Below are 23,283 nucleotides of genomic sequence, written 5' to 3' on the forward strand. Positions count from 1 at the left end.
GATGCTCGCCGGCCGCCTCCACGGGCCTTTCGCCGGGTGAGGGAGCCGGGTTTACCGACAGCGGACCGACGGCAGGCTCGCCGCTCACCCGGCCTCGACCGGCCATGGGCAGGTCCGACGACGACCACCAACGACGGGAAGGCCTCTCATGCGAGCCGCGCCTACATCGACGAACTGCTGCCCGGGATCCTGGACGGCACCCTGGAGCCCGGCCGCGTCTTCGACCGCACGTCGGCCTGGAGCAGGTGCCCGACGGCTACCGCGCGATGAACGACAGAACCGCGCTGAAGGTTCTCATCCACCTCTGACACCGAGGAGGCGCCCGCGACGGCCACCCGGACCGGTGACGGACTCACCGCGATCGGCGACGCCGGGGAACCGGACCTCGCCTCCCGGCGGGACGACGGCACCCCGCGCCGGCCGGTGACGACATCGTCGGCCGCCAGGAGGAAAGGGCGTCCCACTCCCGGCCCAGGCCGGCCCGTACCGGCGGAGGCGGCCGGGCAGGGGCCTTCTCGCGTCGCCGGAGAGGCCGGGCGACCGGGTCAGAGATCCAGGCCGGAGCCGCCGAACCGGTCCTGGAGGAACCTGCCCTGGTCGCGCAGGGCCTGCTCGTCGCCCCGGTAGACCGACTCGGCCACCTCGCGCAGCCGGGTGTCCAGCAGGTCGAGCTGGGCGAGCAGTTCCTCGTGCGCGCTGCGCTCCCGCTCGCCGCGCCGCGTGAGCGCGTAGGAGCGGGGCAGGTTCGCGTACGCCTCCAGGCTGGACGGCAGGTAGTCCCTGATCGTCTGCGACACGATGTGCAGGTGGTCGGGTGAGGAGGTGAGCGTGTCCGCCCGCCGGAGGATGTCGCGCAGCACCTCGGCGAGCGCGCCGACCCGCGTCGTCACGTCGCCGGGGAACCGGTTCCCGCCGACCTTGGCCAGCAGGGCGTCCAGGTCGGCTCCCAGCTGCCGTGACTCCACCTCCGCGTGCGAGATCGTGAGCCGCACCCGGTCCGCCGGGGCGAGCAGCGCCCCGACGCCGTACAGCCCGGCGACCACGACGGGCCAGTACGTCCCGGCGACGCCGAGGAAGACCAGGACCACCCCGGCGAGGGCCAGGGCGCACCCGGCGATGTTCCTGGTCGACCCGGCGTAGGCGAGGATGCGCCCTCCCGGGCTACTGGTAGCCACGGATCTCCTTGAAGGCCGTGGCCAGCGACCCCTGCCTGGCGTCGAAGGTCGCCCCGCCGGTGAGCTCGGCGATCCGCCTCATCTCGTCGACGTCGCTGTCGCCGAAGAGCACGACGAACGTCCTGACCTTCACGGGAAGCGACGCGTAGTAGGCGGCGAAGTCGTCGTAGGAGCTGCCGTCGGTGTTCTCGCCGTCCGTCATCAGCACGACGGAGGTGAGGTCCTCCGACGGCGACGACCGGACCTGCTCGTAGGCGGCCCGCAGGCTGTCGAAGATCGCGGTACCGCCGTCAACCCGCAGCCCCTGGCTGTAGGAGCGGATCCGCTGGAGCACCGGTCCGGGATCGCGGTCGGGCAGCGTGAAGGTCTGTGGGGTGCCGGGGCCCGTGTTGAACGGGATCATCGTGACCGTCTCGCGGTCGCGGAAGCGCGAGAACGACCCGCTGGCGGAGGTGTCGGCGCCGGACAGGGCGGTCAGCGCCTGTTTGAGCGCGTCGATCCGCTCCCCGCGCATCGAGCCGGAGGTGTCCAGCACGAACAGGGTCCGCGACGGCCTGCGCACCTGGTTGAGGTAGACGCCGATCAGCCGGTCGGCGGCGCCTCGCCGGTTGGGGAAGGGCAGCTCCACCAGCGACGCGGTCCCGAAGCGCGGGTCGGGCCTGACCCCGGGGACGATGGGCCTGCGGTGGGTGGTGGTCATGATCTCTCGCTGGATCTCCGGCGTGCGCAGCCAGGTGGCGAGTTTCCCGTACAGCTCCTTCTTCTCCGGGGACGCCGAGCCGAGAAGCGTGAGCGGATAGTCGGCCGTCACCACCCCGTCGCCCGGGTAGACCAGCGTGAGCGGCTCGGCGAGCCTTCCGGAGGCGTTGAGGCCGAGCAGCACGGACTCGTAGTTCACGAGCCCGTCCACCGCGCCCTCCTTGACGTACGCGTCCGCGAGCCAGCCGGAGGAGCCGGAGGTGAGCGTCTGCGCCGAGAAGAACTCCTTCAGCCTGGGGGTCGCCGCGGCGATCTGGGCCTCCCCCAGCGCCTCACCGGCGTCGGAGAGCGCCGCCGTCACGCCGACCAGCGCCGAGAATCCGGAGTTGGACGCCGCGGGACTGGTCATGCCGAAGGTGAACCCCCCGGCGCCCGCGGCCGAGGCGATGTCGTTCCAGGTCACGGCCTTTTTGTCCCAGCCGAGCTCGCGGGCCTTGGACGCCTTGAGCCCGAGCAGCACGGGCGAGACCATGACCTTGGTCTGGGTCGAGAGCCGCGCGGCCGCCCCGTCGATCAGCGACAGGTAGCGGTTGGAGGAGAACCAGGTCGCGTCGTACCGTCCGTCCGCGCCGCCGCCCGCCACCTGGTCGGCCCCGTCGAGCGTTCCGGCGTACGACAGCGCGACCCGCACGCCGACGGCGTCCTGTGCCCGCCTGAGCAGCGGTTCCAGGTCGCCGACCTCGCTTCCCGCGAGGACGCGGAGCACGCCGGGGCCGTCGGTGGTGTCGCCGGGGGCGACGGGCGTGCCGGCCCCGCCGCACGCGGCCGACGCCACCAGCGGGGCCAGCAGGGCCAGCGCGGCCAGCGCCCGCCTGACAGGGCGGGTTCCTGTGCGTACGGTGAGCGCCCGTCGGGCCGGGAGCGTGTCCGCTCGCGCGCCGGGCACCGGCCCGCTCATCGGGTGGTTCCCTGGTCGTCACCCCGCTGTGAGCGCTCCAGGTACGTGCGCGCGTGGTCCAGCTCGACGGTCAGGCTGTCCACGGTGATCGCCATGTTCTCCACGGCCTTGGCCTTGAACGTGTCGATCATGTCCATGGTGGAGTAGATGTTGTCGAACGCCTTGCGCAGCGCGTCCATGCCGACCGTGGTCGAGGCCGCCTGGGTCTGGATGTCGGCGGCCTGCGTGCGCAGCATCTCGCTGGTCGCCACGATCAGGTCGGAGGTGGTGGCGTTCAGCGCGGTGATCTGGTCGAGCACGAGTTTCTGGTTGGCGAGGGCCTGGGCCACGGTCACGGCCGTGCGCAGCGCCGCGACCGTCGTCGTGGTCGCCCGGTCCACGCCCTTGATCAGTTCGAGGTTGTTCCTGCGGATCAGGTCCAGCGCGAGATATCCCTGGGCGGACACCGCGAGCTGGGTGAGCAGGTCCTGGTGCTTCTGCCGGATGCCGAACAGCGCGTCCGAGCGCAGGGCGGTGGCCTTCTCCGGCTCCGCCGCCTCGATATACATGATCTTCTCTTCCACCGCGGCGTCGAGGGCGGCGGCGAGCAGGGCGTACTCCTGCAGGCGCTTCATCGACTCCCACAGGTTGGTCTTCTCGCCCTCGATGGCCGCGTTGTCCTTGCGCAGCTCGTCCTGCCCGGACTTGAGGGCGCGGATGATGTCGTCCAGGTGTTTCTGCGCCGACTGATACTTCGCGAAGTAGTCGCGCAGCCTGTCGCCGAACGGGATCAGTCCCAGCAGCTTCCTGGCCGGGCCGGACGTCTGCTTGGGATCGAGGTCGACGATCGTCCGGCGCAGCGCGACCAGCTGCCCCGCCACCGCCGCCTGCGCGTCCCGGCCCTCTCCCCTGGCGGACGCCAGCGCGGCCACCGGGCGCCTCAGCATGCGGTTCGCCACCTGGGAGGAGGCCCGGATCTCCGCGTCGCCCATGGTGGTGATGTCGTGCACCTTGCGGGTGAACTCCGGCGACCTCGGGTCCAGGCCGCTCAGTTCCTCGGCGAAGCCGCCGGCCTTCTCCGCCAGCTCCGCGTCCCGCCCCTCCGGGATCGGCAGCATGGTGGCCGCCTTCTCCGTGGGCACCTTGGCCACGGGTTCGGGCGGGCTGAGCACGAGATCGCTCACGGTGGTCTCTCCTCGAAGCCTCGAAGCGCTGAAAAGGGTGAGGTCAGGGGGTGGGTGAAGGGGCCGCCCCGGACCGGTAGAGCGTCTCGACCGCGGAGATCATGCCCTCCAGCCGGTCGTGGTCGGGGGGTTCCACCACGTCGACCAGGCCGGGCGGCAGCGGGGCGCCCGCCTTCGCCACGAGGTCGTCGAACGCCTTGGCGGCGGCGGTGCGGAAGCCGTACAGGGCCGCGAGGCGCCCGAGTTCCGGGTCCTCCTGCAGGAGCCTGCCGACCTCGGTGCCCCGCGCGCTCAGCGGTACGAGCGTGTGCTTGCTCAGGACCGTGGGCGAGGGGTAGAGCAGCCGCATGTCGGGGCGGATCGAGCCGTCCCCGGCGAACAGGCGCGAGGCGTACTGCGCCTCGTAGATCATGACCATGGGCGTCTTCCCCATCCCCAGGGACAGGTAGTCCTCGAACGGCGCCTCGGTGGAGGTCTCGGAGTATCCCTGGTCGAGGAAGAGGGGGGCGACGGCCTGTGCGACCCTGGCGCCCTGCTCGTCCGAGGTGACCACGTCGTCGCCGTTGGCAACGTAACCGGCGATCGAGAGGTACATCGCCGCGGAGTTGGAGGTACGGATGTCGGTGGTGGTGAGCAGCACGCGCTTGCGCGCCGGGTAAGCGGTATTACCCGGCAATTTATCCCACCGAGTGCCTTTCGCCACCATGTCCAGATATTTCTGGATATCGAGTACCTGGTAACCCTGGCCGGAGTTCCGTACGACGCCCGCCTTGGTGAGCACGTCCACGATCGGGGTGAAAGTGGCGACCGCCATGGGCGAGGAGAACGGCGCGAACGTGCGGGTGGCGCCCCGGTCGCGCCTGATCTTCTCGGCCGCCGGAGCGCTGGACGGGAACGCGAAGCCGTATTTCCCCAGGTCCACCGAGGTCGCGATCTGGCGCGATCCGGCGGTGTCGACCTCCACCCGCAGGCCGTGCCCGGCGAAGACCGCCCGCACCCTCGGGTCGTCGAAGAACGGCTTCTTCTCCGAACCGATCACCCCGCGGACCAGGACGGGCTCCCGTGCCTCCGCGCCGCCGCCGCGGTTGCCCACCACGATCGCCGCCACCACGGCGGCGCCGAGGAGCAGCGCCAGCCCGACACCGATCCAACGCCTCATGTGATTCCTCGAAAGCTTGCCCCGTATCGCTATGAAATAGCGGTTTCAATTGAATTATGTGAGTAATGACGGCAGCGCGGAGCGGGGCACTCACGATGTATTGACAATTCACTTTCCGTTCACCGACGCGCCGCTCGGAGGGCGGTCGCCGTCGCCGCGCCGGAACCCGTGCGGGTCCCCCGACGCCGACGACCGACTCCCGCGTCCAGCGGTACGACTCCCGGACACCGGACATCGTCACCGGCCTTCGCGACCAGGGTGAGCGGGTCCGGCCGGTCGGCGTGAGCGCCGTCAATCGACCGGCACCCCGGCGGAAGCGTCCTCGTGCCCGCTCAGGTGGGCTTCCTGATGAGCCGGGCCAGCTCGGCGACCGTGGGATTGTCGAGGATGAGGCGCAGCGGCACCTTCAGGCCCGCGGTGTCGCGCAGGCGGGAGGCCATCCGGATCGCGAGCAGTGAGTGACCGCCGAGTTCGTAGAAGTCGTCGTGCCGCCCGACCCGCTCCAGGTCGAACACGTCGCACCAGATCGCGGCGACCAGTTCCTCGTCCTCTCCTCGCGGCGGGGCGCCGGGCGCGTCACTCGTCTCGCTCATCTCGCCGACCGCCCTTGGACACGTTCGAAAATGATCATTATTGGCTCCGGTGGTCGTAGAGGCCGGTGGTGTGAGGGGCCGCGGTGCCGGCGCCGCCGATGAGGAAGTCGAGACCGGTGCCGCGCAGCCAGGTGTCGCCGAGCGTCGCCGGGTCGGCTCCCGAGCGGCCGGTCTCGTGGGCGAGCTGCGACCAGAGCCCGTCCAGCCGGTGTTCGGACGCCGCGCAGGCGACGTCGGCCAGGTCGAGCACCGCCGGGTTGCCCTGCTCCGCGAGGTCGGCCGAACGGGCGAGCACCACGGAGAGGCCGAGCAGCTCGGCCGCGATCCTGCCGACGAGAGCGAGGGAGCGCTGCCTGGTCAGCAGCTCGTCCATCGGGACGTCATCGGTCATGGCCCGGCAGTGTTCGGCGAGCGCCTCGGCCCGCGACGTGAGACGACGCAGGTGATCGTGGTGTCTCGGCGGGAAGGGGAAGGGGCCGGCCGGTTCTGCTCCCCCCTCGTACGGCCGCGGGTCCGCCTCCGGCTCCGGTCCTCCCCCGGGCTCGTAGTACGGCCGCAGGTTCGCCTCCGCCGACCACAGGTCGAGCATGAACTCGACACCGCCCGCCACCCGCAGCCCGCGGGCGTCCCGGAAGCAGCGTTCCACCGGCAGCGGCGGAGCCCCCCTCGCCGCCTTGCTGCGGGCGGTCTCGTACCCCTCCCCGCCCAGCAGCGCCATCGTCCCGTCCACCGCGCGCCAGCTCGCCAGGGCCACGAGGTTCTTCGCGGCGGTCAGGTCGGGGCGGGTGTCCGCGCGCTCCGCCCCGAGCAGGCACCAGACGAGCAGGCTCTCGATGAGGAAGACCTCGGCGGCGTTCTCCGCCACGCGCCGCCGGATCTCCTCGTACTCGCCGAGCGCGCGGTCGTTGATCCTCCGCCTGTTGACGAAGTCCCGCGACCAGAGCAGCGACGCGCGCGCGACGGCGAGGGCCGGGGGCGCGATGACGAGGTGGCGTCCGAAGAGGGCGAGCTCCCCGAGATCGACGCCCGCCTCGCCGGGCGCTTCACCGGGCGCCTTCCCCGCTGCGGTCCCGGCCTCGGAGGACTCGGAGGACTCCGGTCGCATGCGCCAGCCGCCGGACTCCTCGGGCATGAGCTGCTCGGCCGGTACGCGCACCCGGTCGAGGCGCAGCATGCCGAAGGCCGCGCCGCGCAGTCCCATGAACTCGTGCGTGCTCACGACCTCGAAGCCGGGGCTGCGGGTGTCGACGAAGAAGAGCCTGACCTCCTCGGTGCCGTCGTCGCCGACGACGGTCGCGGAGACGTCGACCAGTTCCGCGACGGAGCCGTTGCCGATGAACACCTTCTCGCCGCTGATCAGGTAGGCGTCGCCCCCTTCGACGGGTACGGCGACCGTGGTGCGGCCACGGTTCCCGGCACCGGCGATCTCGGCGTCGGCGGTGCCGGAGACGACCCCGGCGGCGATCCGCTCGGCGATGAGGTCGCGGAGCGGGCCCGGTGAGAGCGCCCGCAGGTAGACACCGGAGCCGAACCCGTTGTGGATCGCGAGGGCGAACGCGACGGGCATGGACCAGCTCGCCGCCGTCTCGACGACCCGGCAGGCGTTGAGCCACGAGAGGCCGAGCCCGCCGAGCGAGGGGTCGATCATCAGGCTGAGCAGGCCGGCCTCCTGGAGGGCGTCGAGGAACCCCTCGGGCAGGCGCCCGTCGGCCTCGACCGCCGCCGGATCGACGCGGTCGAGCAGGAGACGGCCGAGGCGGGCGACGGCCTCGTCCCCGGCGAGGCGGTCCCCCGGATCCTGCTCAGGGAAGGGGCGGAGCAGATCCCACCGCACGCGGCCCAGGTACAGCTCCTGCAGAAAGCTCGTCGAGGCCGGTGGCGAGGTGTCGGAGGAAGTCATCGGTCCGCTCCCGGAAGTAGAAGTGGTCGCCTGGGAAGATCCGCACGTCGCACGGCCCGGTGGTGTACCGGCTCCACGCGGTCAGCAGTTCGCCGCTCTCCTCGTCCCGGTCGCCGCCGAGGACCACGAGCGGGCAGGTCAGCGGCTCGCCGCGCACGGGCCGGTAGGTGGCGACGATCGTCAGGTCCGCGCGGACGACCTCCAGCGCCGCCGCCAGGACGTCCGGGTCGGCCCTGACCTCCTCGGGTAGGGGACCGTGCTCGCTCTCGATCACGGCGACCAGGTCCTCGTCCCGAGGCTCGGGGAGGTCGGACCCGGCCTCGTGCAGGTGAGGCGCGCGGTAGCCGGAGAGGTACAGCGCGGCCGGTCCTGGCGAGCCCCGTTCGCGCGACGCCAGGGCGGTCTCGTACGCGACGAGCGCGCCGAGGCTGTGCCCGAAGAGGACGTACGGAGCGGCGAAGTCCACCTCGGACACCAGGGCGTCGACCAGCTCCGGCATGCTCGTCGCCGGCGGCTCCTCCCGCCTGCTGCCGCGCCCGGGAAACTGCACCGCCCAGACCTCGACGTCCGGCAGCGCGTCGGACCATCGCATGTACTCGCCCGGCGAGCCGCCGCTGTGCGGGAGGCAGTACATCCGCAGGCGGGCCCGAGGGCGGCGTTCCCGGCACAGCAGCCAGCGGGGGCGGGAGCCGGTCACGGCCGCTCCTGTTCGTCGAGGGCTTCGAGGGGGGAATCGCCAACGGGGGGTTCACCGGGTTCGCCGGGTTCGCCGGTGAGGGACTCCTCGACGAGGGAGGCGAGCGCGGCCACGGTGGGAGCGCGGAAGAACGCGCGAACGCCGAGCTCGACGTCCAGCTCCGCCCGGATGCCCGCCACGAGGCGGGTCGCGATCAGGGAGTCGCCGCCCAGGTCGAAGAAGTTGTCGTGGACGCCCAGCGACGCCAGGCCGAGCGCCTCGCGGAAGGCGGCCGCGATGATCTTCTCTGTGCGGGTCTCCGCCTGGACGTAGTCGGCGTCGAGCTCCGGCCGTTCAAAGCCCCCGAAACCCTCGGAACCCTCGGAACCGGTGGGTTCCACGGCCGGGGCCGCGTCCCGCGCCGGATCCGGCCCGTCGAGCCGGAACCGGCGGCGCTGGAACGGGTAGGCCGGAAGCGCGGCCCGCCGGGGCCCGCGCCCGTGGTGGAGCGCGGACCAGTCGACGGGCACGCCCGCCTGCCACAGCAGGCCGGTGGCATGGAGCAGCTCCGCGGCCCCTCCCCCGGCGTCGGCGGCGTGCGGGAGGCTCTGCGCCACCGGGCGGTCCGCCCGGTACTCGGGGTGCTGCCGGGCCAGGCCACTGAGGGTGCGGCCCGGGCCCAGCTCCAGCAGCGCGTGCTCGCCGCCGGTGAGCAGCGTCCGCAACGCGTCCGAGAACCGCACGGTGTGGCGCAGGTGAGCCGCCCAGGAGGCCGGGTCGCACGCCTCCCGGGCGCTGACGGGAGCTCCGGTCCTGTCGGAGATCCAGCGGATCGCGGGTGGCCGCAGGGTGATCCTCCCGACCAGCTCGGCGTACCCGGCGAGGGCCGGCTCGACGAGGGGAGAGTGCGCGGCCGCGCTGATGCGCAGGGGACGCGCGTCCACGCCCTCCGCGGCGAGGCGGTCCCGCAGGCGGTCCACGTCGGCGGCGGGGCCGGTGACCACGCACTGCGCCGGGCCGTTGATCGCGGCGATCGACAGGCCGCCGTCCAGCGCGGGCAGGAGCGCCGCCTCGCCGAGCGGCACGGCCAGCATCGAGCCGGAGGGCAGGCCGTCGAGGATCCGTCCCCGCGCGAGCACCAGCGTCAGCGCGTCGGCCGGTGCGAGCACCCCCGCCGTGGACGCGGCGGCGTACGCGCCGAGGCTGTGGCCGAGCACGACCTCCGGTGTGACACCGCGCGCCCGCCACAGCAGGGCGAGCCCGTGCTGGATCGCGAACAGCGCGGGCTGGCACACCGTCATCGTGGCGAGCCGCGCCTCCGCCCAGGACTCGGCGCCCGCGCCGGGGTACAGCACCTCCCGCAGGTCCAGCCCCAGTTCCGGCGCGGCCAGCTCGGCGCAGGTGTCGACCGCCTCGCGGAACACCGGTTCCCGCTCGTACAGGTCCCGTGCCATCCCGAGGTGCTGGCCGCCCTGCCCGGGGAAGAGGAACGCGACGCCCGCGGTACGGGCGGCGGCGCGGCCGGTCACCAGGCGGTGCGGCTCGGCACCGGTCAGCGCGCCCACGGCGTCGTCGCCGTCGGCGCAGACCGCGAAGGCCCGGTGCGCGAACCCCCTGCGGCCGGTCTGGAGCGTCCAGGCGACGTCCGAGAGCGGCGTGCCGCCGCGCTTCAGGTGCTCGCCCAGACGGGTCGCCATCTGGGCGAGCGCGCCGCCGGTACGGGCGGACAGCACCAGCAGCTGGGGTCCGCCGGAGGGGCCGGAGGGGCCGGGGAGCGCCGGGTCCGGCCATTCCTCGACGACGACGTGGGCGTTGGTGCCGCCGATCCCCAGGGAGTTGACCCCCGCCCTGCGGGGGGTTGGTCCCTTCGGCCAGGGGGTCGCCTCCGCCCGCACCACGAAGGGGCCGGTGTCGAGGTCGATCTCGGGGTTCGCGCGGCGGAAGTGCGCCGTGCCGGGGACGAGCTCGTGCCGGAGCGACAGGACGACCTTGATCAGCCCGATCACGCCGGCGGCGGCGTCGGTGTGCCCGATGTTCGACTTGACGGAGCCGAGCAGGCAGAATCCCTTCTCGTCCGTGCCGAGCCCGAACGCCTTGGACAGCGCCCGCACCTCGATGGGGTCGCCGACCGGCGTGGCGGTACCGTGCGCCTCGACGTATCCGATGGTGTCCGGGGACACCTCGGCGAGCAGGTGCGCCGCGCGCACCGCGGCGGCCTGCCCGTCGACGCTCGGAGCCGTGAACCCCACCTTGCCGGCGCCGTCGTTGTTGACCGCGGACCCGCGGATCACGGCGTGGACGGTGTCGCCGTCCGCCAGCGCGTCCTCCAGCCGCTTGAGCACGACGATCCCCGCGCCGTCACCGGACACGGTGCCGTCCGCGTCGGCGTCGAACGGGCGGCAGCGCCCGTCGGCCGCGAGGACGTCGTCGTCGCCCTGGCCCTCCATCGGGTGCGGGACCCGGATCGTCGCCCCACCGGCGAGGGCGACGTCGCACTCCCCGGCGAGCAGCGCCTGCGCGGCCTGGTGGACGGCGACGAGCGAGGTGGAACACGCCGTCTGCACGGTCACGGCCGGGCCGTTCAGGTCCAGCTTGTACGCCACCCGGCTCGTCAGGAAGTCCATGCCGCAGGCGAGCCGGAACTGCCAGTCCGTGACGCCGGGGAACAGGTCCCGGCGCTCCCGCAGCATCGCCAGGTGATCGGTGTCCCCGCAGCCGCCGTACACGCCGATCACGCCGGGGTAGGCGCCCGGATCGCATCCGGCGTTCTCCAGGGCCTCCCACGCGCACTCCAGGAAGATCCGCTGCTGGGGGTCGAGCATCAGGGCCTCGCGCGGCGAGAAGCCGAAGAAGCCCGCGTCGAAGAGGTCGGCGTCCGGTACGACGCCGTAGGCGGAGACCCTGCCGGTGCCCTCCTCGGGTGATCGCGTGATGAACTCGGTCCCGGCGGCGAGCCCCTCCCAGAACGCGTCGACGTCCGGCGCGCCGGGGAACCGGCCCGCCATCCCGATGATCGCGATGAACGTCTGCTCGACGTGCTGGGTCTGCTCGGCCTGCGGCGCGGTCATGCGAGGTCCCCCGTCCGCGCGGGCTCCGCGCTGTCCTCGGAACCAACCTCGGGGCCGTCTTCGGGTCCGGCCGGGGTCTGGCCGTCGCGCAGCTTGCGTACCGGGGAGAAGAGGGGAGGCAGCATCGACAGGACGGTGAGGACCGCGGCGATCCAGAAGACCTCGCGCAGTCCGAGGGGGGCCACGAGCAGTCCCCCGACGGTGGCGCCGAGGGGGATCATGCCCCAGGTGACGAAGCGGAAGACGGAGTTCATCCGGCCGAGCAGCCGCGGGGGCGTCACGATCTGGCACAGGCTGACCTGCAGGACGTTGAAGATGTACGCCCCGACGTAGATGACGAACAGGCCGGCGGCGAAGACCACCGGGCCGGTGGACAGCGGCAGGAGTATCGTGCCGCCGCTGAACAGGACGATCGACGTGATGAAGGCGGCGCCGGTGCCGAAGCGCCGGGAGAAGGGTTCCGCCGCGAGCGCGCCGACCAGGCCGCCGGCGTTGCCGACCGCGAGGACGATGCCGATCACACCGGCGCTCAGGTGCAGCTCGTCCGCCGCGTAGACGATCTGGAGGGCGAGCACGGCCGCGAACGCGAGTTCGGCGAGGGTGGCGCAGAGGATCAGCGGGCGCAGCAGCGGGTGGGAGAACACGAAGCGGATGCCTTCGGCGATCTCCCTGCGCAGGCCGAGCCGCTCCGCCGGAGCGGGCTTTCGCTCCTCGACCTTGATGAAGAGCAGGAAGACCGCCGAGACCAGGTAGGTGATCGCGTCGGCCAGGAGCGCCAGGGGCGCGCTGAGCACCTGGACGAGGAAACCGCCGACCCCCGGGCCCCCGAGTTGCGCGACCGAACGGGACAGTTCCAGCTTGCCGTTGGCGTCGACGAGCTTGTCCTCCTCGACCAGTTCGGGGAGGTAGGACAGTTGCGCCACGTCGAAGAAGAGCGTGCCCAGCCCGATGGCGAACGCCACGGCGTAGATCAGCGGCATGCTGAGCACGTCCAGCCACACGGCGACCGGCACGGCCAGCAGTGCCACCCCTCGCAGGAGGTCGGTGAGGATGAGCACCGGCCGCCGGGGAAGCCGTTCGAGCCAGACCCCGGCGGGCAGGCCGACGAGGAGGATGGGCACGTACTCCACCGCCCACACCAGGCTGACCTCGAACGCCGAGGCGTCGAGCAGGAGCAGCGCCGCGAGCGGCAGGGCCAGCAGGGTGATCTGCGTGCCGAACAGGCTGACGGTCTGGGCGGCCCAGAGGTTGCGGAAACCCGAGACGCGCCAGAGGCTCTTTCCCGTCACCTCATGCCTCCGTGCCGCGCGGGCCCGACGGCTGGACGCCCGGCCGTGTTCTCCCGGCGACGACTCTTCCGAAGACGGTTCTCCTGGCGACGGTTCTCCTGGCGACGGCGCGTCGCCGTTCGGCGTTGTCGTGGATCACGGGTGGTCTCTTTCCTCATGGGGTGGCGCGGTGGTCGTCGGTGCGGCGGCGCTGGAGTCCGAGGCGGGCCCGGCCCGCCGCCCGCCTGCTCGCCTGCTCGTCGTCGCCGGTACGAGGGGCCCGCGGGGAACCGGTGCCGGTGTCCGGGGTGTGGCCGGTCCCCGGCGCGCCCCGCTCTTCGAGGTGCCGGGCGAGAGCCGCGATCGTGGGAAACTCGAACAGCGTCACCATCGGTATCCGCCGGCCCAGGACCTCGGTGAGCCGGGCGTGGACGGCGGCGAGGCTGAACGAGGTGCCGCCGAGGTCGAAGAAGTTGTCGTGCGGGTCGATGTGGTCCAGTTCCAGGACCTCCTGCCAGATCCGCCCCAGCGTGAGCTCCCGCTCGCCGCCGCCTGACGCGGGGGAACCCGCGAGTGCCGGGGAGCCGGTGGAGGCCGGGGAGTCCCCGGACGCGGAGGAACCCGTGAACGACGGAGAGCCGGTGGAGGCCGGGCTCGCGCCGGGGTTCCGGACGTCGCCGCCCGCCGTGGGGAGCGGCCACGGAAGGGCGTCCCTGTCGACCTTGCCCGACGTCCGGATCGGCAGGTCGGCGACGACCGCGAGGCGCGGCACGAGCGCGGCGGGCATCGTCCGGCGCAGCCGGGCCCGCGCGCCGCCCTCGTCGAAGCCGGGACCCGGCACGATGTAGCCGACGAGGATCTGATGGCCCAGGCGCGTCGTGCGGACCGCGGCCGCGGCGGCGCCGACCCCCGGCAGCCGCCGCAGGGCCGCCTCCACCTCGCCGAGCTCGACGCGCCGGCCCCCGAGTTTGACCTGCTCGTCGATCCGCCCGACGAAGACCAGGCCCTCCGGCTCGGCCCTGACCAGGTCCCCGCTGCGGTAGGCCCGCTCCCAGCCGAGGGACGGCAGCGGGGCGTACTTCTCGGCGTCCTTCGCGGGGTCCAGGTAGCGGGCCAGGCCGACCCCGCCGATCACGAGCTCGCCGGTCTCCCCCATGCCCACCGGGTCGCCGTCCGGGCCCACCACGGCCAGGTCCCAGCCGTCCAGGGGGAGCCCGATCCGTACCGGGTCGCCGGGCGAGAACAGGGTCGCCGACGAGGTGACGGTCGCCTCGGTGGGACCGTAGCTGTTCCACACCTCGCGCCCGGGGGCGGTGAGCCGCTCGATCAGCTCCCGGGGACACGCCTCACCCCCCAGGATGAGCAGCCGCACGCCGTCGAACACCTCGGCCGGCCAGCGCGAGGCCAGCGTGGGCAACGTCGAGATGACGGTGATGCCGTTCGCCCTCATCCACGGGCCGAGGTCGGTGCCGGTACGGACGAGGGCGCGCGGGGCGGGCACCAGGCAGGCGCCGTTCCGCCAGGCCAGCCACATCTCCTCGCAGGAGGCGTCGAAGGCGGCCGAGAGCAGGGCCTGCACCCGGTCCCCCGGGCCGATCGGACTGTCCCTGAGGAACAGCCGGGCCTCGGCGTCCACGAACGCCGCCGCGCCGCGATGGGTGGCCACGACGCCCTTGGGAGTCCCGGACGAGCCGGAGGTGAAGATGATCCAGGCGTCGTCGTCCACCCCCGGCCGGGCGGCCTCCTCCGGCTCCCGGGACCCGTCCGGTACGCGCGCCGCGGGGGTGAGCGTGATGCGGCGGTTCTCCCCGACGACGGCGCGGACCCCCGCCTCGCCGAAGACGAGTTCCCTGCGTTCGGCGGGATCGTCGGTGTCGACGGGTACGTAGGCGGCGCCCGCGGCGAGGACGGCGAGGATCGAGACGTACAGGTCGGCGGTGCCGGAGGGCACGCACACCCCCACCCGGTCGCCGCGCCGCACACCCGCCGCCCGCAGCTCTCCGGCCAGGGCCTCGACCTCGGCCCGCAGCGAGGCGTAGTCGAGCCGTACGCGCCCGTCGTCGAGCGCGGTGGCCCCGGGGAAACGGCCGGTCGTCTCGTCGAGCACGTCGAGCAGGGTGCGCGGGGCGGGCGCCCGGCCGGCCGAGGTGAAGACCGCGGGCGTCACGGGCCGTTCCGTGCCGTTCCCGGTCGTGACGCGGGCCTTGTCCCGTGGTCCGGCGTCGGCGAGCGGGGGCAGGGTCCACAGGGGAGCCTCGGGGTCGGCCACCACGGCGGCGAGCAGCCGGTGGAAACGGTCGCCGATCGACCGGACCGTGCCGGGGCCGAACAGATCGGTGTCGTAGGTGATCGTCAGGTCGAAGGCGTCGCCGGCGGCCCGGAAGATCGTGAAGTCGAGACCGGCCTTGGCTCCGGTGGGCATGAGATCGACCAGCGACGCGGTGAGGTCACCGAAACGCGGCTCGGCCATCGGGGTCGGCTCGAAGCTGAAGAGGGCCTGCACCAGCGGGTTGCCGTCGAGGTCGCGCTGTGGCGCCAGCTCCTCCACCAGCTTCTGGAACGGGACCCGCTGGTGGCTCAGCATGTCCATCACGGTCTCCCGGGTCCGCCGTACGACCTCGGCGAACGAGGGGTCGCCGGACAGGTCGAACCGCACCGGCAGCGTGTTCACGAAGAAGCCGATCACGGGTTCGAGCTCCGAGGACAGCCGGTCGCCGGCCGGGGTGCCGATCAGCAGGTCGCGCGCGCCGGTGAGGTGGCCCAGCAGTGCCGCGTAGGCCGCGATCATCGGCACGAACGGCGTCACGCGCGTCCGCCGGGCCAGGGCGAGAACCTCCGCCATGAGCGGTCCGGGAAGGGTGACGTGGTGGTTGGCACCACCCCTCCGGCGGACCCGGTCAAGACCACCGGCGCCGTCCGCGTCGGCGTCGTCGGCCTCGTCGGCGTCGTTCCGTGCCGGACCCGGGTGATCGGCGGGAAGCTCCAGCGTCGTCGGGGCGCCCGCCAGCCGCTCGCGCCACCAGGCGAGGTCGGCGGCGTCCACGGCCTGGCGCCGCTGCCAGGCCGCGTAGTCGCCGAACTGGACGGGGAGCGGCGGGGGCTCGGGGGCGCTCGCGTACCCGTCGGCGAGTTCGTCGAAGAGAAGGTGGAGCGACGGCCCGTCGCAGACCAGCTGGTGCAGGAACACGCCGAGGATGTGCCGCTCGGCGTCGAGGCGGATCAGCCTCTTGCGGACGAGCGGCCCGGTCGTCACGTCGAAGGGCTCGTCGGCCCACCGCCGCAGCAACGCGCCCGCGAGGTCGTCGCGACGCTCGGGCGGCTCCGTCGTCAGGTCGACCAGCCGCGGCCCGAAGGGCGGCGACGGCGCGATCCGCTGGTACGGCTCGTCCCTGCCCATCGGAAACGCCGTGCGCAGGATGTCGTGCCGGGCGAGGACCCGTTCGACCGCGCGGCTCAGCGCTCCGAGGTCGAGCGGTCCGTCCAGGCGCACGGCCACGGGCACGTTGTAGGCGGAGCCGCCGGGGTGAACCTGCTCGATGATCCACAGCGCTCGCTGCGCGACGGTGAGCGGAACCGGTTCTCCGGCGTCTCCGCGGGACGGTATCGTCCGCCGCCGCACGGGCATGAGCTTTCTGTCCACGCTGTGGATCCACCGCCTCGCGGTCGTGGGTGGGTGCTGGGGAGTACCGGGGTCTCGCACGGGACCGGTCGGTTTCCGGCGCCGGGAACAGGAGCCGGGAACAACGGCCCCGGCCGCTCCCGGACATGGGCCGGTCGTGATTTCGCGGGTCAGGTGGTTTCGGGTGGCCCGGCCTTGTACCGGCCTTGTCCCGGTTATTCCGGCCCCTGGTTGTCATGCGGATCGATCAGCTCGCTCTCGCCCTGCTCAACAGCGAGAAAAATGCTCGGAGAACAGCGATGGAAAAATACGGCGAAATGGCACGCGGAGAGCCGTTTCCAAAATGTCGAAACTCTTCACGGTGTTTCATACGCCGATGAGAGGTAAGGGGAAACGGTTCGTCCCGATGCCCGTCCGGTGTGCCGTGGATTCACGGATTGGTGTCGTACGGAATCCTCTGACGCGTCCCCATGACGCACGGATTTCCGCACGGTAGTTAATGGGTGACGTTATGGACCATCGGTGGGTTGCGGACGGCGGTCAAGGAGGTGGAGCGGATGTTCACGCAGGGTATGGCCGTCTGTCACATCTTCTCGCCTTGTCCTCGGTCGCCCCAATGCTGAGTTGGCCAGGTTAACGAAGGGTTACCGAAGAAGGTGTCATCGGGAACGCGACGGTGGCCATTTCGCGGGTGAGGTGCCGTGTACATTACTCTCGGTAAATACTTCAGTTATGTCCGCAAAAGCCGTCGGTCGCGGCGATCCGGGCGTATTGCCACCGGCCGAACCGGTATGTATTGTCCGTTCGGGCGAAGCCACAACTCATGCGGTCGACCAGCCGGCACCTTTCCGGCCGCCCCCGTCCCGTAGGCCGAACAGTGCCTGGGACGGCGCGTTTCCCGCGATCCTCTCCCCTTTCTCACGCCCTTTAAGGCTGCCCATCTCAGCCTCGCCGTTCGGTGTGTGAACCCTGTACCAGTGAAGGAGCGTTCTCCCATGCCCGGAATTCAGGAGACAACTGAGGTCGAGCAGACGGTCAGGTCGATTCTGGTGACGGACCTGTTCGTCGAGGTGCCGGAGATAGGGCTCGACGACGGCCTCCGGGGCATCGTCGGGCTCGACTCGCTGGGCTTCGTCGAACTGCGTGTCCAGTGCGAGGACAGGTTCGGCGTCCGCATCTCGGAGAAGGAGTTCAGCCCGGAGAACTTCGCCAGCATCCGCTCGATCTCCGAGCTGATCCGCAGGCTGCAGGCCGCCGGGCCGGCCGCGCCCGGCGGCCACGACGTGACCGCGGATCGGACGCCGGGCGAGGAGCGCTCCGATGCTGGATGAGAACGGCACCGGCCTCGCCACGTACGGACCCGGCGAGGTCTGGTTCGACCGGACGATGCACATGAACCACTACGGAGAGAAGCTTCCTTTCGGCTGCGTGGGGGCGAAGGGGATCGTCCAGCGGTTCGTCGAGCTCGACGGCCCGCGGGCGGGGCGGTCGCTGGACGTGCTGGACGCCAGCGGGGGCTACGCGTCCGCGTGCCTCGGAGCGGGGTCGCCGGTGGTCGTCCCGGCTCTGGCGCGCGCCGTCGAGGAGAGCGGCTACGTGACCGACGAGATCGCGTCGCTGGAACGGGCCCGGCTGCTGGAGCGGCTGTTCGGCACCGGCGGGCTGTGGGCCGGCCGGTTCCCCGCCGCCGACTACCACGTCACCGGCCGCAACTCCGGTTCCGAGGGAATGGAGCTGGCGCTGCGCCTCGCGCTGGAGTCCCGCTTCGACCGCCGTAACCTGCGCGCCACGAAGAGCGGGGAGGGGCGCGATGTCGTCCTCGCCTTCGAGGGGGCCTGGCACGGCTGGACCGGCGGGCTGCTCCCGCTGCTGAACAGGCGGCACTACCGGGTCGGGCTGCCCGCCGTGGCCGCGGAGCCGTTCGGCTTCACGGCCGAGCACATCCCGTTCGGCGAGATCGAGGTGGCCCGGGAGTACTTCGCCCGCGAAGGGCACCGGGTGCTCGCCGTGGTGATCGAACCGGTCCAGGGAGACGCCGGGATCCTGACCCCGCCCCCCGGCTATCTCCGCGAGGTGGCGCGCCTGTGCCGGGAGAGCGGCGCGCTGCTCGTGGCGGACGAGGTCCTCACCTTCGCCAAGACCGGCGGGTTCTTCGGGATGACGGACGAGGAGGGCCCGATTCCCACCGATGTCACCGTGCTGGGCAAGAGCCTCGGCATGGGCGTGCTGTCCACGTCCATGGTCGTCGCCCGCCGGAGCCTGAGCGTACGGGAGTCCGGCGCGGTCGCCACGTCGGACCTGCGCCCGATCACGTGCGCGGTGATGGGAGCGGGCATCGAACACGTCCACGCCGAAGGCCTGCTCGAACGGTCGCGGACGCTGGGAGAGCACCTGGGGGCGTCGCTGCGGCGCGACCTGGTGGAACAGTTCCCCGCCCTCTACCGGGAGGCCAGGGGGGTGGGCGTCATGCACGGCGTGGAGCTCACCGAGGCGGCGGCCGCGCACCTCGGCGCGTTCCGGGAATGCATGATCCGAAGCGGCGTGTACGTGGAGTTCATGGCGGGCGCCGGACGGCGTTCGCACGGCCTGCGCTACGTGTTCCCCACCATGCGGGTCGCTCCGCCGCTCGTCGTCACCGCCGCCGAGGTGGAGTCGATGGTGGAGCGGCTGGTCGACGGCTCGCGCTCGTTCCGCAAGGAGGCCCTGTGACCGCCGCCGCGACGACCGGCCGTCCCGCGCTGCTCCCCGTCCGGCGCCGGGTCGAGCACGTCGACATCGACGCGTCCGGCGTGGTGCACTTCGCGCGCTACCCGTCCATGCTCGAATCCGCGGCCCTGGAGAACCTGGACCGCCTCGGCGTCGGGCTCGACGCCCTCGCACGCGACGGTCTCGACCTCGTCGTGGCGGAGATGAGCATGCGCTACCACGCGTCCGCCCGCTTCCTCGACCGGCTGGACCTGGAGATCTCCGTCCTGCACGTCGGGGCCGCGAGCTTCCGGCTCTCCGGCACGGTACTGCGCGCGCGACCCGGCTCCGAGCCTGAGTCCGGCTCCGAACAGCAGTCCGAGCCCGAGAACGAGCCCGAGAACGAGCCCGAGAACGAGAACGGGTCCGGGCGCGAGGAGGAGCCGCGGCGGCTGTCCACCGGCGTCTTCGTCTTCGGCGTGGTCGACAGGACGACGGGCGCGGTGCGCCCGCTCCCCGAACAACTCAGGAAATCGCTGAAGGAGTGCCGCCACGATGCAGACATCTGAGCCCGCCGTCACCACACCCCCGAACGGCACCACCCCGGCCGCCACGGGTGACAGGACCCTCGGGTTCACCGAGATCAAGCAGTGGCTCCGCCACCGGCATCCCATGATCTACATCGACCGCGTGCTGGACCACGAACCGGGTTCGCACCTCACCAGCACCCTTCTCGTCTCCGGCACGATGGACGTCATCGCCGGCCACTTCCCGGAACGCGCCATCTTCCCGGCGAGCCACCTCACCCAGGCCTTCGCGCAGTCGGGGATCATCCTCTACCAGCTCAGCACGTCCCCCGTCGCGGACGACGAGCTGACGCTCATCGGCTCGATGAAGTCGAGGTTCACCCGCATCGTGGTCCCCGGCGACCTGGTGGTCTTCACGGTGAAGAGCGAGCTGATCCAGGACTCCACCTTCTTCTTCTCCGGGCGCGCGACGGTCGACGACCGTACCGTGGCCGCGTTCAAGGGCACGCTCGTGCGCGTCAAGGTCGCCGACATGGGGCGGATGCTGTGGTGAGCGGCCCGGACACCACGAGTACGCCGGAGGTGTGGGTCACCGGAATGGCGTGGTCCACCCCTCTCGGCACCGGTCTCGACGACGTGTGGCGCTCCCTGCTGGAGGGGCGCGGCGGCGTCCAGACCCTCCCCTCGGCGCATCCCCTGCGCAACGACAGGGCCGCCGTCCTTCCGCACCTCCCGCTGGACAAGGACCCGGGCGAGCGGCTGCACGTCCTGAGCCGCGACACGCTGGCGGAGGCGGTGGCGGACGCGGGACTGGACGTCACCGACCCGCGCCTGCGGGCGGTCTTCGGAACCAGCTACGGTCCCCACCTGGACGACACGGGTGTGACCGCCCTGGACGACTGGTGCGCGGACGTGACCGGCGAGCTGAACATGCCCCAGGCCCCGGTGTCGCTCACCACCGCGTGCTCCTCGGGTTCGGACAGCCTCCTGGTCGGCGCCGAGCTGATCAGGAACGGTGACGCGGAGATCTGCGTCTGCGGCGCGGCGGACGTCCTCACCCCGGCCAAGCGACTGGGGCACTCGGCGCTGGGCACCATGTCGCCGACCTCGCTGCGCGCGTTCGACGAGGCCCACGACGGGACGATTCTCGGCGAGGGGGCCGCCTTCCTCGTGCTGGAGTCCGCCCGCTCGGCGACGGCGCGCGGCGCGCGGCCCCACGGGTACCTGCTGGGCGCCGGTTCGGCGAACGACGCGGTGAACGCCGCGGCCCCCGACCTGTCCGGTGACAGTGTCGTACGCGCCGTGGGCAGGGCGCTGCTGGCGGCCGGCCGGCACGCCGAGGACGTGGCCGTGGTGAACGCGCACGGGTCGGGCACCCCGGTCAACGACCTGGTGGAGTGCCGCAGCTACGAACGCGTGTTCTCCTCGGCGGGCTCCGCCGCGACCTCCCCCACGGTCTTCGCGACCAAGGGCGCTTTCGGCCACACGCTCGGCGCCACCGGCGCCCTGGAGGCGGTCGCCGTCCTGCTGGCCCTGCGGGACGGGGTCGTGCCACCGGTCCGCGGCCTGACGACCGTGATGCCCGGCTTCCCGCTCCCCCTGCCGATGGGGGGTCCGGCGGCGTTCGACGGCCGGATCGACCGCATCGACCGGGTCGGGCTGAGCGTGACGCTCGGGTTCGGCGGGTTCAACACCTGCCTGGCGTTCGAGGGAACGAGATGACCGGCATGATCGGCACGGCCGCCGGGCGGTCCGGGGTTCCCGGGGAGATCGCGGGCGAGGGCGTCGTCGTGGTGGCGCGGGGCGAGGCCGCCCGTGCGGAACTGGGCCCGGTGCGCAGCAGGATCCCCTCCCTCTACGCCGACCCTCTCGCCTGGCTCGTGGTCGACGCGGTCGACGACGCCCTGTCCACCCGCGCCGACGAGCTGGACGCGGTACGGGACGAGGTCGCCGTCATCCTGGTCAGCGCGCTGTGCACGCTCCAGACGATGGAGGCGCTCGCCCGATCCGCGCGGAGCGGCCGGGTGTCCCCGCTGCGGTTCGCCGGGGCCAGCCCGGGCGGCGCGGGAAGCCTCGCCTGCGTCGTGCGGGGGTTCAAGGGACCCTCGCTGACCCTGGCGACCGGCCCCGGGCAGGGGATCCCCGTGGCCCGTACCCTGGCCCGCTCGTGGCTGCGGTCCGGGGCGGCCGAGTACGTCGTGGTGAGCGTCCACCACACGGAGGAGGACGGCGGGCACCGGGTGCGCAGCACGGTGCTCGGGGCCGGGCCGGACCTCCGTCGCGCCCTCCCGGTGCCGGGCCGGTGAGCACGTTGAACACCGCGAGCGCGGACGGCGTCCCCGGCCAGGACGTGATCGACGCCTTCCTGGCGAACGTGACCGACGCCGACCGGCCCGCCTCCGGCGTGTCGCCGGCCGCCGTCGCCGACGAGCTGGCGGGCCTCGGGGTGAAGCCCGGCGCGGCGGTCGTGATCGCGATGCCCAACGGAAGGCCGCTGCTGCGCCTCTTCTTCGCGGTGCTGCTCGCCGGTGGGGTCCCGGTCCTCGTGCCCCCGTCGGCGAGCGCGACGCGTATCGGCGCGATCGGCCGCCGGTTCGGCGCCGACGCCCTGATCGCGCCCATGGTGAACGCCGAACGGTACGGCGCGCCGGCCAAGCACCCGGTCGGGGACGCCGAGATCGTGTTCTTCCCCTGGCCGGAGCGGCGGCACTACGCGGCCGGCGAGGTGATCCTGATGACGTCCGGAACGTCGGGCATCTTCAGCGGCTGCCTGCACGACGTCGGCTCCCTGCTGCGCAACGCCGCCATGCACGCGCACGCGGTCGGCCAGCGGGACACCGACACGGTGCTGCTCAACCTCCCGCTCCACTACTCCTACGGCCTCGTCGCCCAGGCGCTCGCGTCGCTGGTCGCGGGCTCGCGCCTGGTCGTCTGCGGACCGCCGTTCACGCCTTCCGCGTACGCGGCGACGCTGCGCGAACACCGCGTCACGTTCTCGTCGCTGACACCGGCGCTGGTCGCCCGGCTGGCGGCGGGCGACGCCTCCTGGTCGCGGCCGTTGCGGGTCCTCACCGTCGGCGGCGACCACCTCCACCCCCGGTACGTCGAAGGGCTGCTCGCCGGGCATCCGGAGCTGGAGCTGTACCTGACGTACGGCCTCACCGAGGCGGGTCCCCGGGTCTCCACCCTGGCGGCCCACCTGGAACCACCCCGCAGGCACGCCTCGGTGGGACTGCCGCTGCCCGGCGTCCGCACCAGCCTGCGCCCGTCCGCCCTCGGCGACGGCTCCCGCGAACTGCTGGTGGAATCCGGCACGGTGCTGCGCCGCCGGGTGCCCGACGACCGCGCCGACCCGCTGGTGGCACCCGGCACGATCGCCACCGGCGACCTCTTCGAGATCGACGACGACGGCTACCACTACTACCGGGGACGGCTGTCGGACTCGGTGGTCGTCAACGACGAGAAGGTGTGGCTGCCCTCCGTCCGGGAGATCGCGGCGTCGATCCCCGGCGTGCTGCGGGCGACCACCCGGGTGTACCAGAGCGACGACGAGCGCCGCTACGACCTCGACGTCTACGTGGACCGTCCGGACCAGGCACAGGCCACCGAGATCGAGCGGACCCTCGGGCGCCTGCTGCTGAGGGCGGAGAGACCCGCACGGATCACGCTGCGCCCGATCTCGGACGCGGGCTGGCACAAGTGAGCACCGCGCCGAGCACCGCGCTGAATACCGCGCCGAGTACCGCGTCGACCGGACCGGCCACGGTTCCCGCGCCCCCTACGGCTCCCGCGC

General features: G+C 72.4%; 17 protein-coding genes. 7 read left to right on the top strand and 10 right to left on the bottom strand.

Annotated features, from left to right (window positions below; genetic code table 11):
* Positions 1–545: 545 nt before the first annotated feature.
* The 10 genes from ACSC1Q_RS31505 to ACSC1Q_RS31550 all read right to left on the bottom strand — a co-directional run bounded on the left by ACSC1Q_RS31505 (position 546) and on the right by ACSC1Q_RS31550 (position 16,299).
* Positions 546–1,175 carry a hypothetical protein gene (locus ACSC1Q_RS31505; protein ID WP_436762323.1) on the bottom strand — a complete coding sequence of 210 codons (630 nt, stop codon included), beginning with the start codon at positions 1,173–1,175 and terminating at the stop codon, positions 546–548.
* Positions 1,162–2,832, bottom strand: coding sequence for a VWA domain-containing protein (locus tag ACSC1Q_RS31510; RefSeq protein ID WP_436762324.1), 1,671 nt, complete (start codon positions 2,830–2,832; stop codon positions 1,162–1,164). The genes ACSC1Q_RS31505 and ACSC1Q_RS31510 overlap by 14 nt, the downstream gene beginning before the upstream one ends.
* Complete coding sequence (locus tag ACSC1Q_RS31515; protein WP_436762325.1) at positions 2,829–3,995, bottom strand: toxic anion resistance protein; 1,167 nt, start codon at positions 3,993–3,995, stop codon at positions 2,829–2,831. Before ACSC1Q_RS31515 ends, ACSC1Q_RS31510 begins: the two co-directional genes overlap by 4 nt.
* Positions 3,996–4,038: 43 nt before the next feature.
* The gene (locus tag ACSC1Q_RS31520) at positions 4,039–5,154 is read right to left on the bottom strand and encodes a hypothetical protein (protein WP_436762326.1); all 1,116 of its coding nucleotides are present in this window, start codon (positions 5,152–5,154) and stop codon (positions 4,039–4,041) included.
* A 332-nt stretch (positions 5,155–5,486) separates the two neighbouring features.
* The gene (locus tag ACSC1Q_RS31525; protein ID WP_436762327.1) at positions 5,487–5,747 is read right to left on the bottom strand and encodes a phosphopantetheine-binding protein; all 261 of its coding nucleotides are present in this window, start codon (positions 5,745–5,747) and stop codon (positions 5,487–5,489) included.
* 37 nt (positions 5,748–5,784) lie between these two features.
* Positions 5,785–7,647 (bottom strand): acyl-CoA dehydrogenase family protein, encoded by a 1,863-nt coding sequence (locus tag ACSC1Q_RS31530; RefSeq protein WP_436762328.1) that lies wholly within the window; start codon positions 7,645–7,647, stop codon positions 5,785–5,787.
* Positions 7,550–8,344: a thioesterase II family protein gene (locus ACSC1Q_RS31535; RefSeq protein WP_436762329.1), complete on the bottom strand. Its 795-nt coding sequence runs from the start codon at positions 8,342–8,344 to the stop codon at positions 7,550–7,552. The genes ACSC1Q_RS31530 and ACSC1Q_RS31535 overlap by 98 nt, the downstream gene beginning before the upstream one ends.
* Positions 8,341–11,391 carry a type I polyketide synthase gene (locus ACSC1Q_RS31540; protein ID WP_436762330.1) on the bottom strand — a complete coding sequence of 1,017 codons (3,051 nt, stop codon included), beginning with the start codon at positions 11,389–11,391 and terminating at the stop codon, positions 8,341–8,343. The genes ACSC1Q_RS31535 and ACSC1Q_RS31540 overlap by 4 nt, the downstream gene beginning before the upstream one ends.
* Positions 11,388–12,680: an MFS transporter gene (locus tag ACSC1Q_RS31545; protein WP_436762331.1), complete on the bottom strand. Its 1,293-nt coding sequence runs from the start codon at positions 12,678–12,680 to the stop codon at positions 11,388–11,390. The genes ACSC1Q_RS31540 and ACSC1Q_RS31545 overlap by 4 nt, the downstream gene beginning before the upstream one ends.
* A gap of 154 nt (positions 12,681–12,834) precedes the next feature.
* Positions 12,835–16,299 carry a non-ribosomal peptide synthetase gene (locus tag ACSC1Q_RS31550; RefSeq protein ID WP_436762332.1) on the bottom strand — a complete coding sequence of 1,155 codons (3,465 nt, stop codon included), beginning with the start codon at positions 16,297–16,299 and terminating at the stop codon, positions 12,835–12,837.
* A 974-nt stretch (positions 16,300–17,273) separates the two neighbouring features.
* On the opposite strand from ACSC1Q_RS31550, the gene amcB reads away from it, so the two are divergent.
* Genes amcB through amcH form a run of 7 tightly spaced genes read left to right on the top strand, consistent with a single transcriptional unit; the run spans position 17,274 to position 23,193 of the window.
* On the top strand, positions 17,274–17,609 hold the full coding sequence (gene amcB / locus ACSC1Q_RS31555) for a cispentacin biosynthesis acyl carrier protein AmcB (RefSeq protein ID WP_436762333.1): 336 nt from the start codon (positions 17,274–17,276) through the stop codon (positions 17,607–17,609).
* Positions 17,599–18,987 (top strand): amipurimycin biosynthesis protein AmcC, encoded by a 1,389-nt coding sequence (gene amcC / locus ACSC1Q_RS31560; RefSeq protein WP_436762334.1) that lies wholly within the window; start codon positions 17,599–17,601, stop codon positions 18,985–18,987. Before amcB ends, amcC begins: the two co-directional genes overlap by 11 nt.
* On the top strand, positions 18,984–19,532 hold the full coding sequence (locus ACSC1Q_RS31565) for an acyl-CoA thioesterase (protein WP_436762335.1): 549 nt from the start codon (positions 18,984–18,986) through the stop codon (positions 19,530–19,532). The genes amcC and ACSC1Q_RS31565 overlap by 4 nt, the downstream gene beginning before the upstream one ends.
* Entirely contained in the window at positions 19,519–20,043 is a 525-nt protein-coding gene (amcE, locus tag ACSC1Q_RS31570) for a cispentacin biosynthesis cyclizing decarboxylase AmcE (RefSeq protein WP_436762336.1), read from the top strand. Before ACSC1Q_RS31565 ends, amcE begins: the two co-directional genes overlap by 14 nt.
* Positions 20,040–21,212 (top strand): cispentacin biosynthesis acyltransferase subunit AmcF, encoded by a 1,173-nt coding sequence (gene amcF, locus ACSC1Q_RS31575; RefSeq protein WP_436762337.1) that lies wholly within the window; start codon positions 20,040–20,042, stop codon positions 21,210–21,212. Before amcE ends, amcF begins: the two co-directional genes overlap by 4 nt.
* Positions 21,209–21,796 carry a cispentacin moiety biosynthesis protein AmcG gene (gene amcG, locus ACSC1Q_RS31580; protein WP_436762338.1) on the top strand — a complete coding sequence of 196 codons (588 nt, stop codon included), beginning with the start codon at positions 21,209–21,211 and terminating at the stop codon, positions 21,794–21,796. The genes amcF and amcG overlap by 4 nt, the downstream gene beginning before the upstream one ends.
* A complete protein-coding gene (gene amcH / locus ACSC1Q_RS31585) occupies positions 21,793–23,193 on the top strand; it encodes an adenylate-forming 2-oxoglutaryl-ACP ligase AmcH (RefSeq protein ID WP_436762339.1) in 1,401 nt (466 codons plus the stop codon). Before amcG ends, amcH begins: the two co-directional genes overlap by 4 nt.
* Positions 23,194–23,283 lie beyond the last annotated feature (90 nt).

This window comes from Streptosporangium heterodermiicola, assembly GCF_051390675.1.
GTDB lineage: Bacteria > Actinomycetota > Actinomycetes > Streptosporangiales > Streptosporangiaceae > Streptosporangium.

Excerpts from the sequence above, each read along its gene's own strand:
- ACSC1Q_RS31510 (WP_436762324.1), bottom strand. The coding sequence starts at position 2,832 with ATGAGCGGGCCGGTGCCCGGCGCGCGAGCGGACACGCTCCCGGCCCGA.
- ACSC1Q_RS31520 (WP_436762326.1), bottom strand. The coding sequence starts at position 5,154 with ATGAGGCGTTGGATCGGTGTCGGGCTGGCGCTGCTCCTCGGCGCCGCC.
- ACSC1Q_RS31525 (WP_436762327.1), bottom strand. The coding sequence starts at position 5,747 with ATGAGCGAGACGAGTGACGCGCCCGGCGCCCCGCCGCGAGGAGAGGAC.
- ACSC1Q_RS31530 (WP_436762328.1), bottom strand. The coding sequence starts at position 7,647 with ATGACTTCCTCCGACACCTCGCCACCGGCCTCGACGAGCTTTCTGCAG.
- ACSC1Q_RS31540 (WP_436762330.1), bottom strand. The coding sequence starts at position 11,391 with ATGACCGCGCCGCAGGCCGAGCAGACCCAGCACGTCGAGCAGACGTTC.
- amcB (WP_436762333.1), top strand. The coding sequence starts at position 17,274 with ATGCCCGGAATTCAGGAGACAACTGAGGTCGAGCAGACGGTCAGGTCG.
- amcC (WP_436762334.1), top strand. The coding sequence starts at position 17,599 with ATGCTGGATGAGAACGGCACCGGCCTCGCCACGTACGGACCCGGCGAG.
- amcE (WP_436762336.1), top strand. The coding sequence starts at position 19,519 with ATGCAGACATCTGAGCCCGCCGTCACCACACCCCCGAACGGCACCACC.
- amcG (WP_436762338.1), top strand. The coding sequence starts at position 21,209 with ATGACCGGCATGATCGGCACGGCCGCCGGGCGGTCCGGGGTTCCCGGG.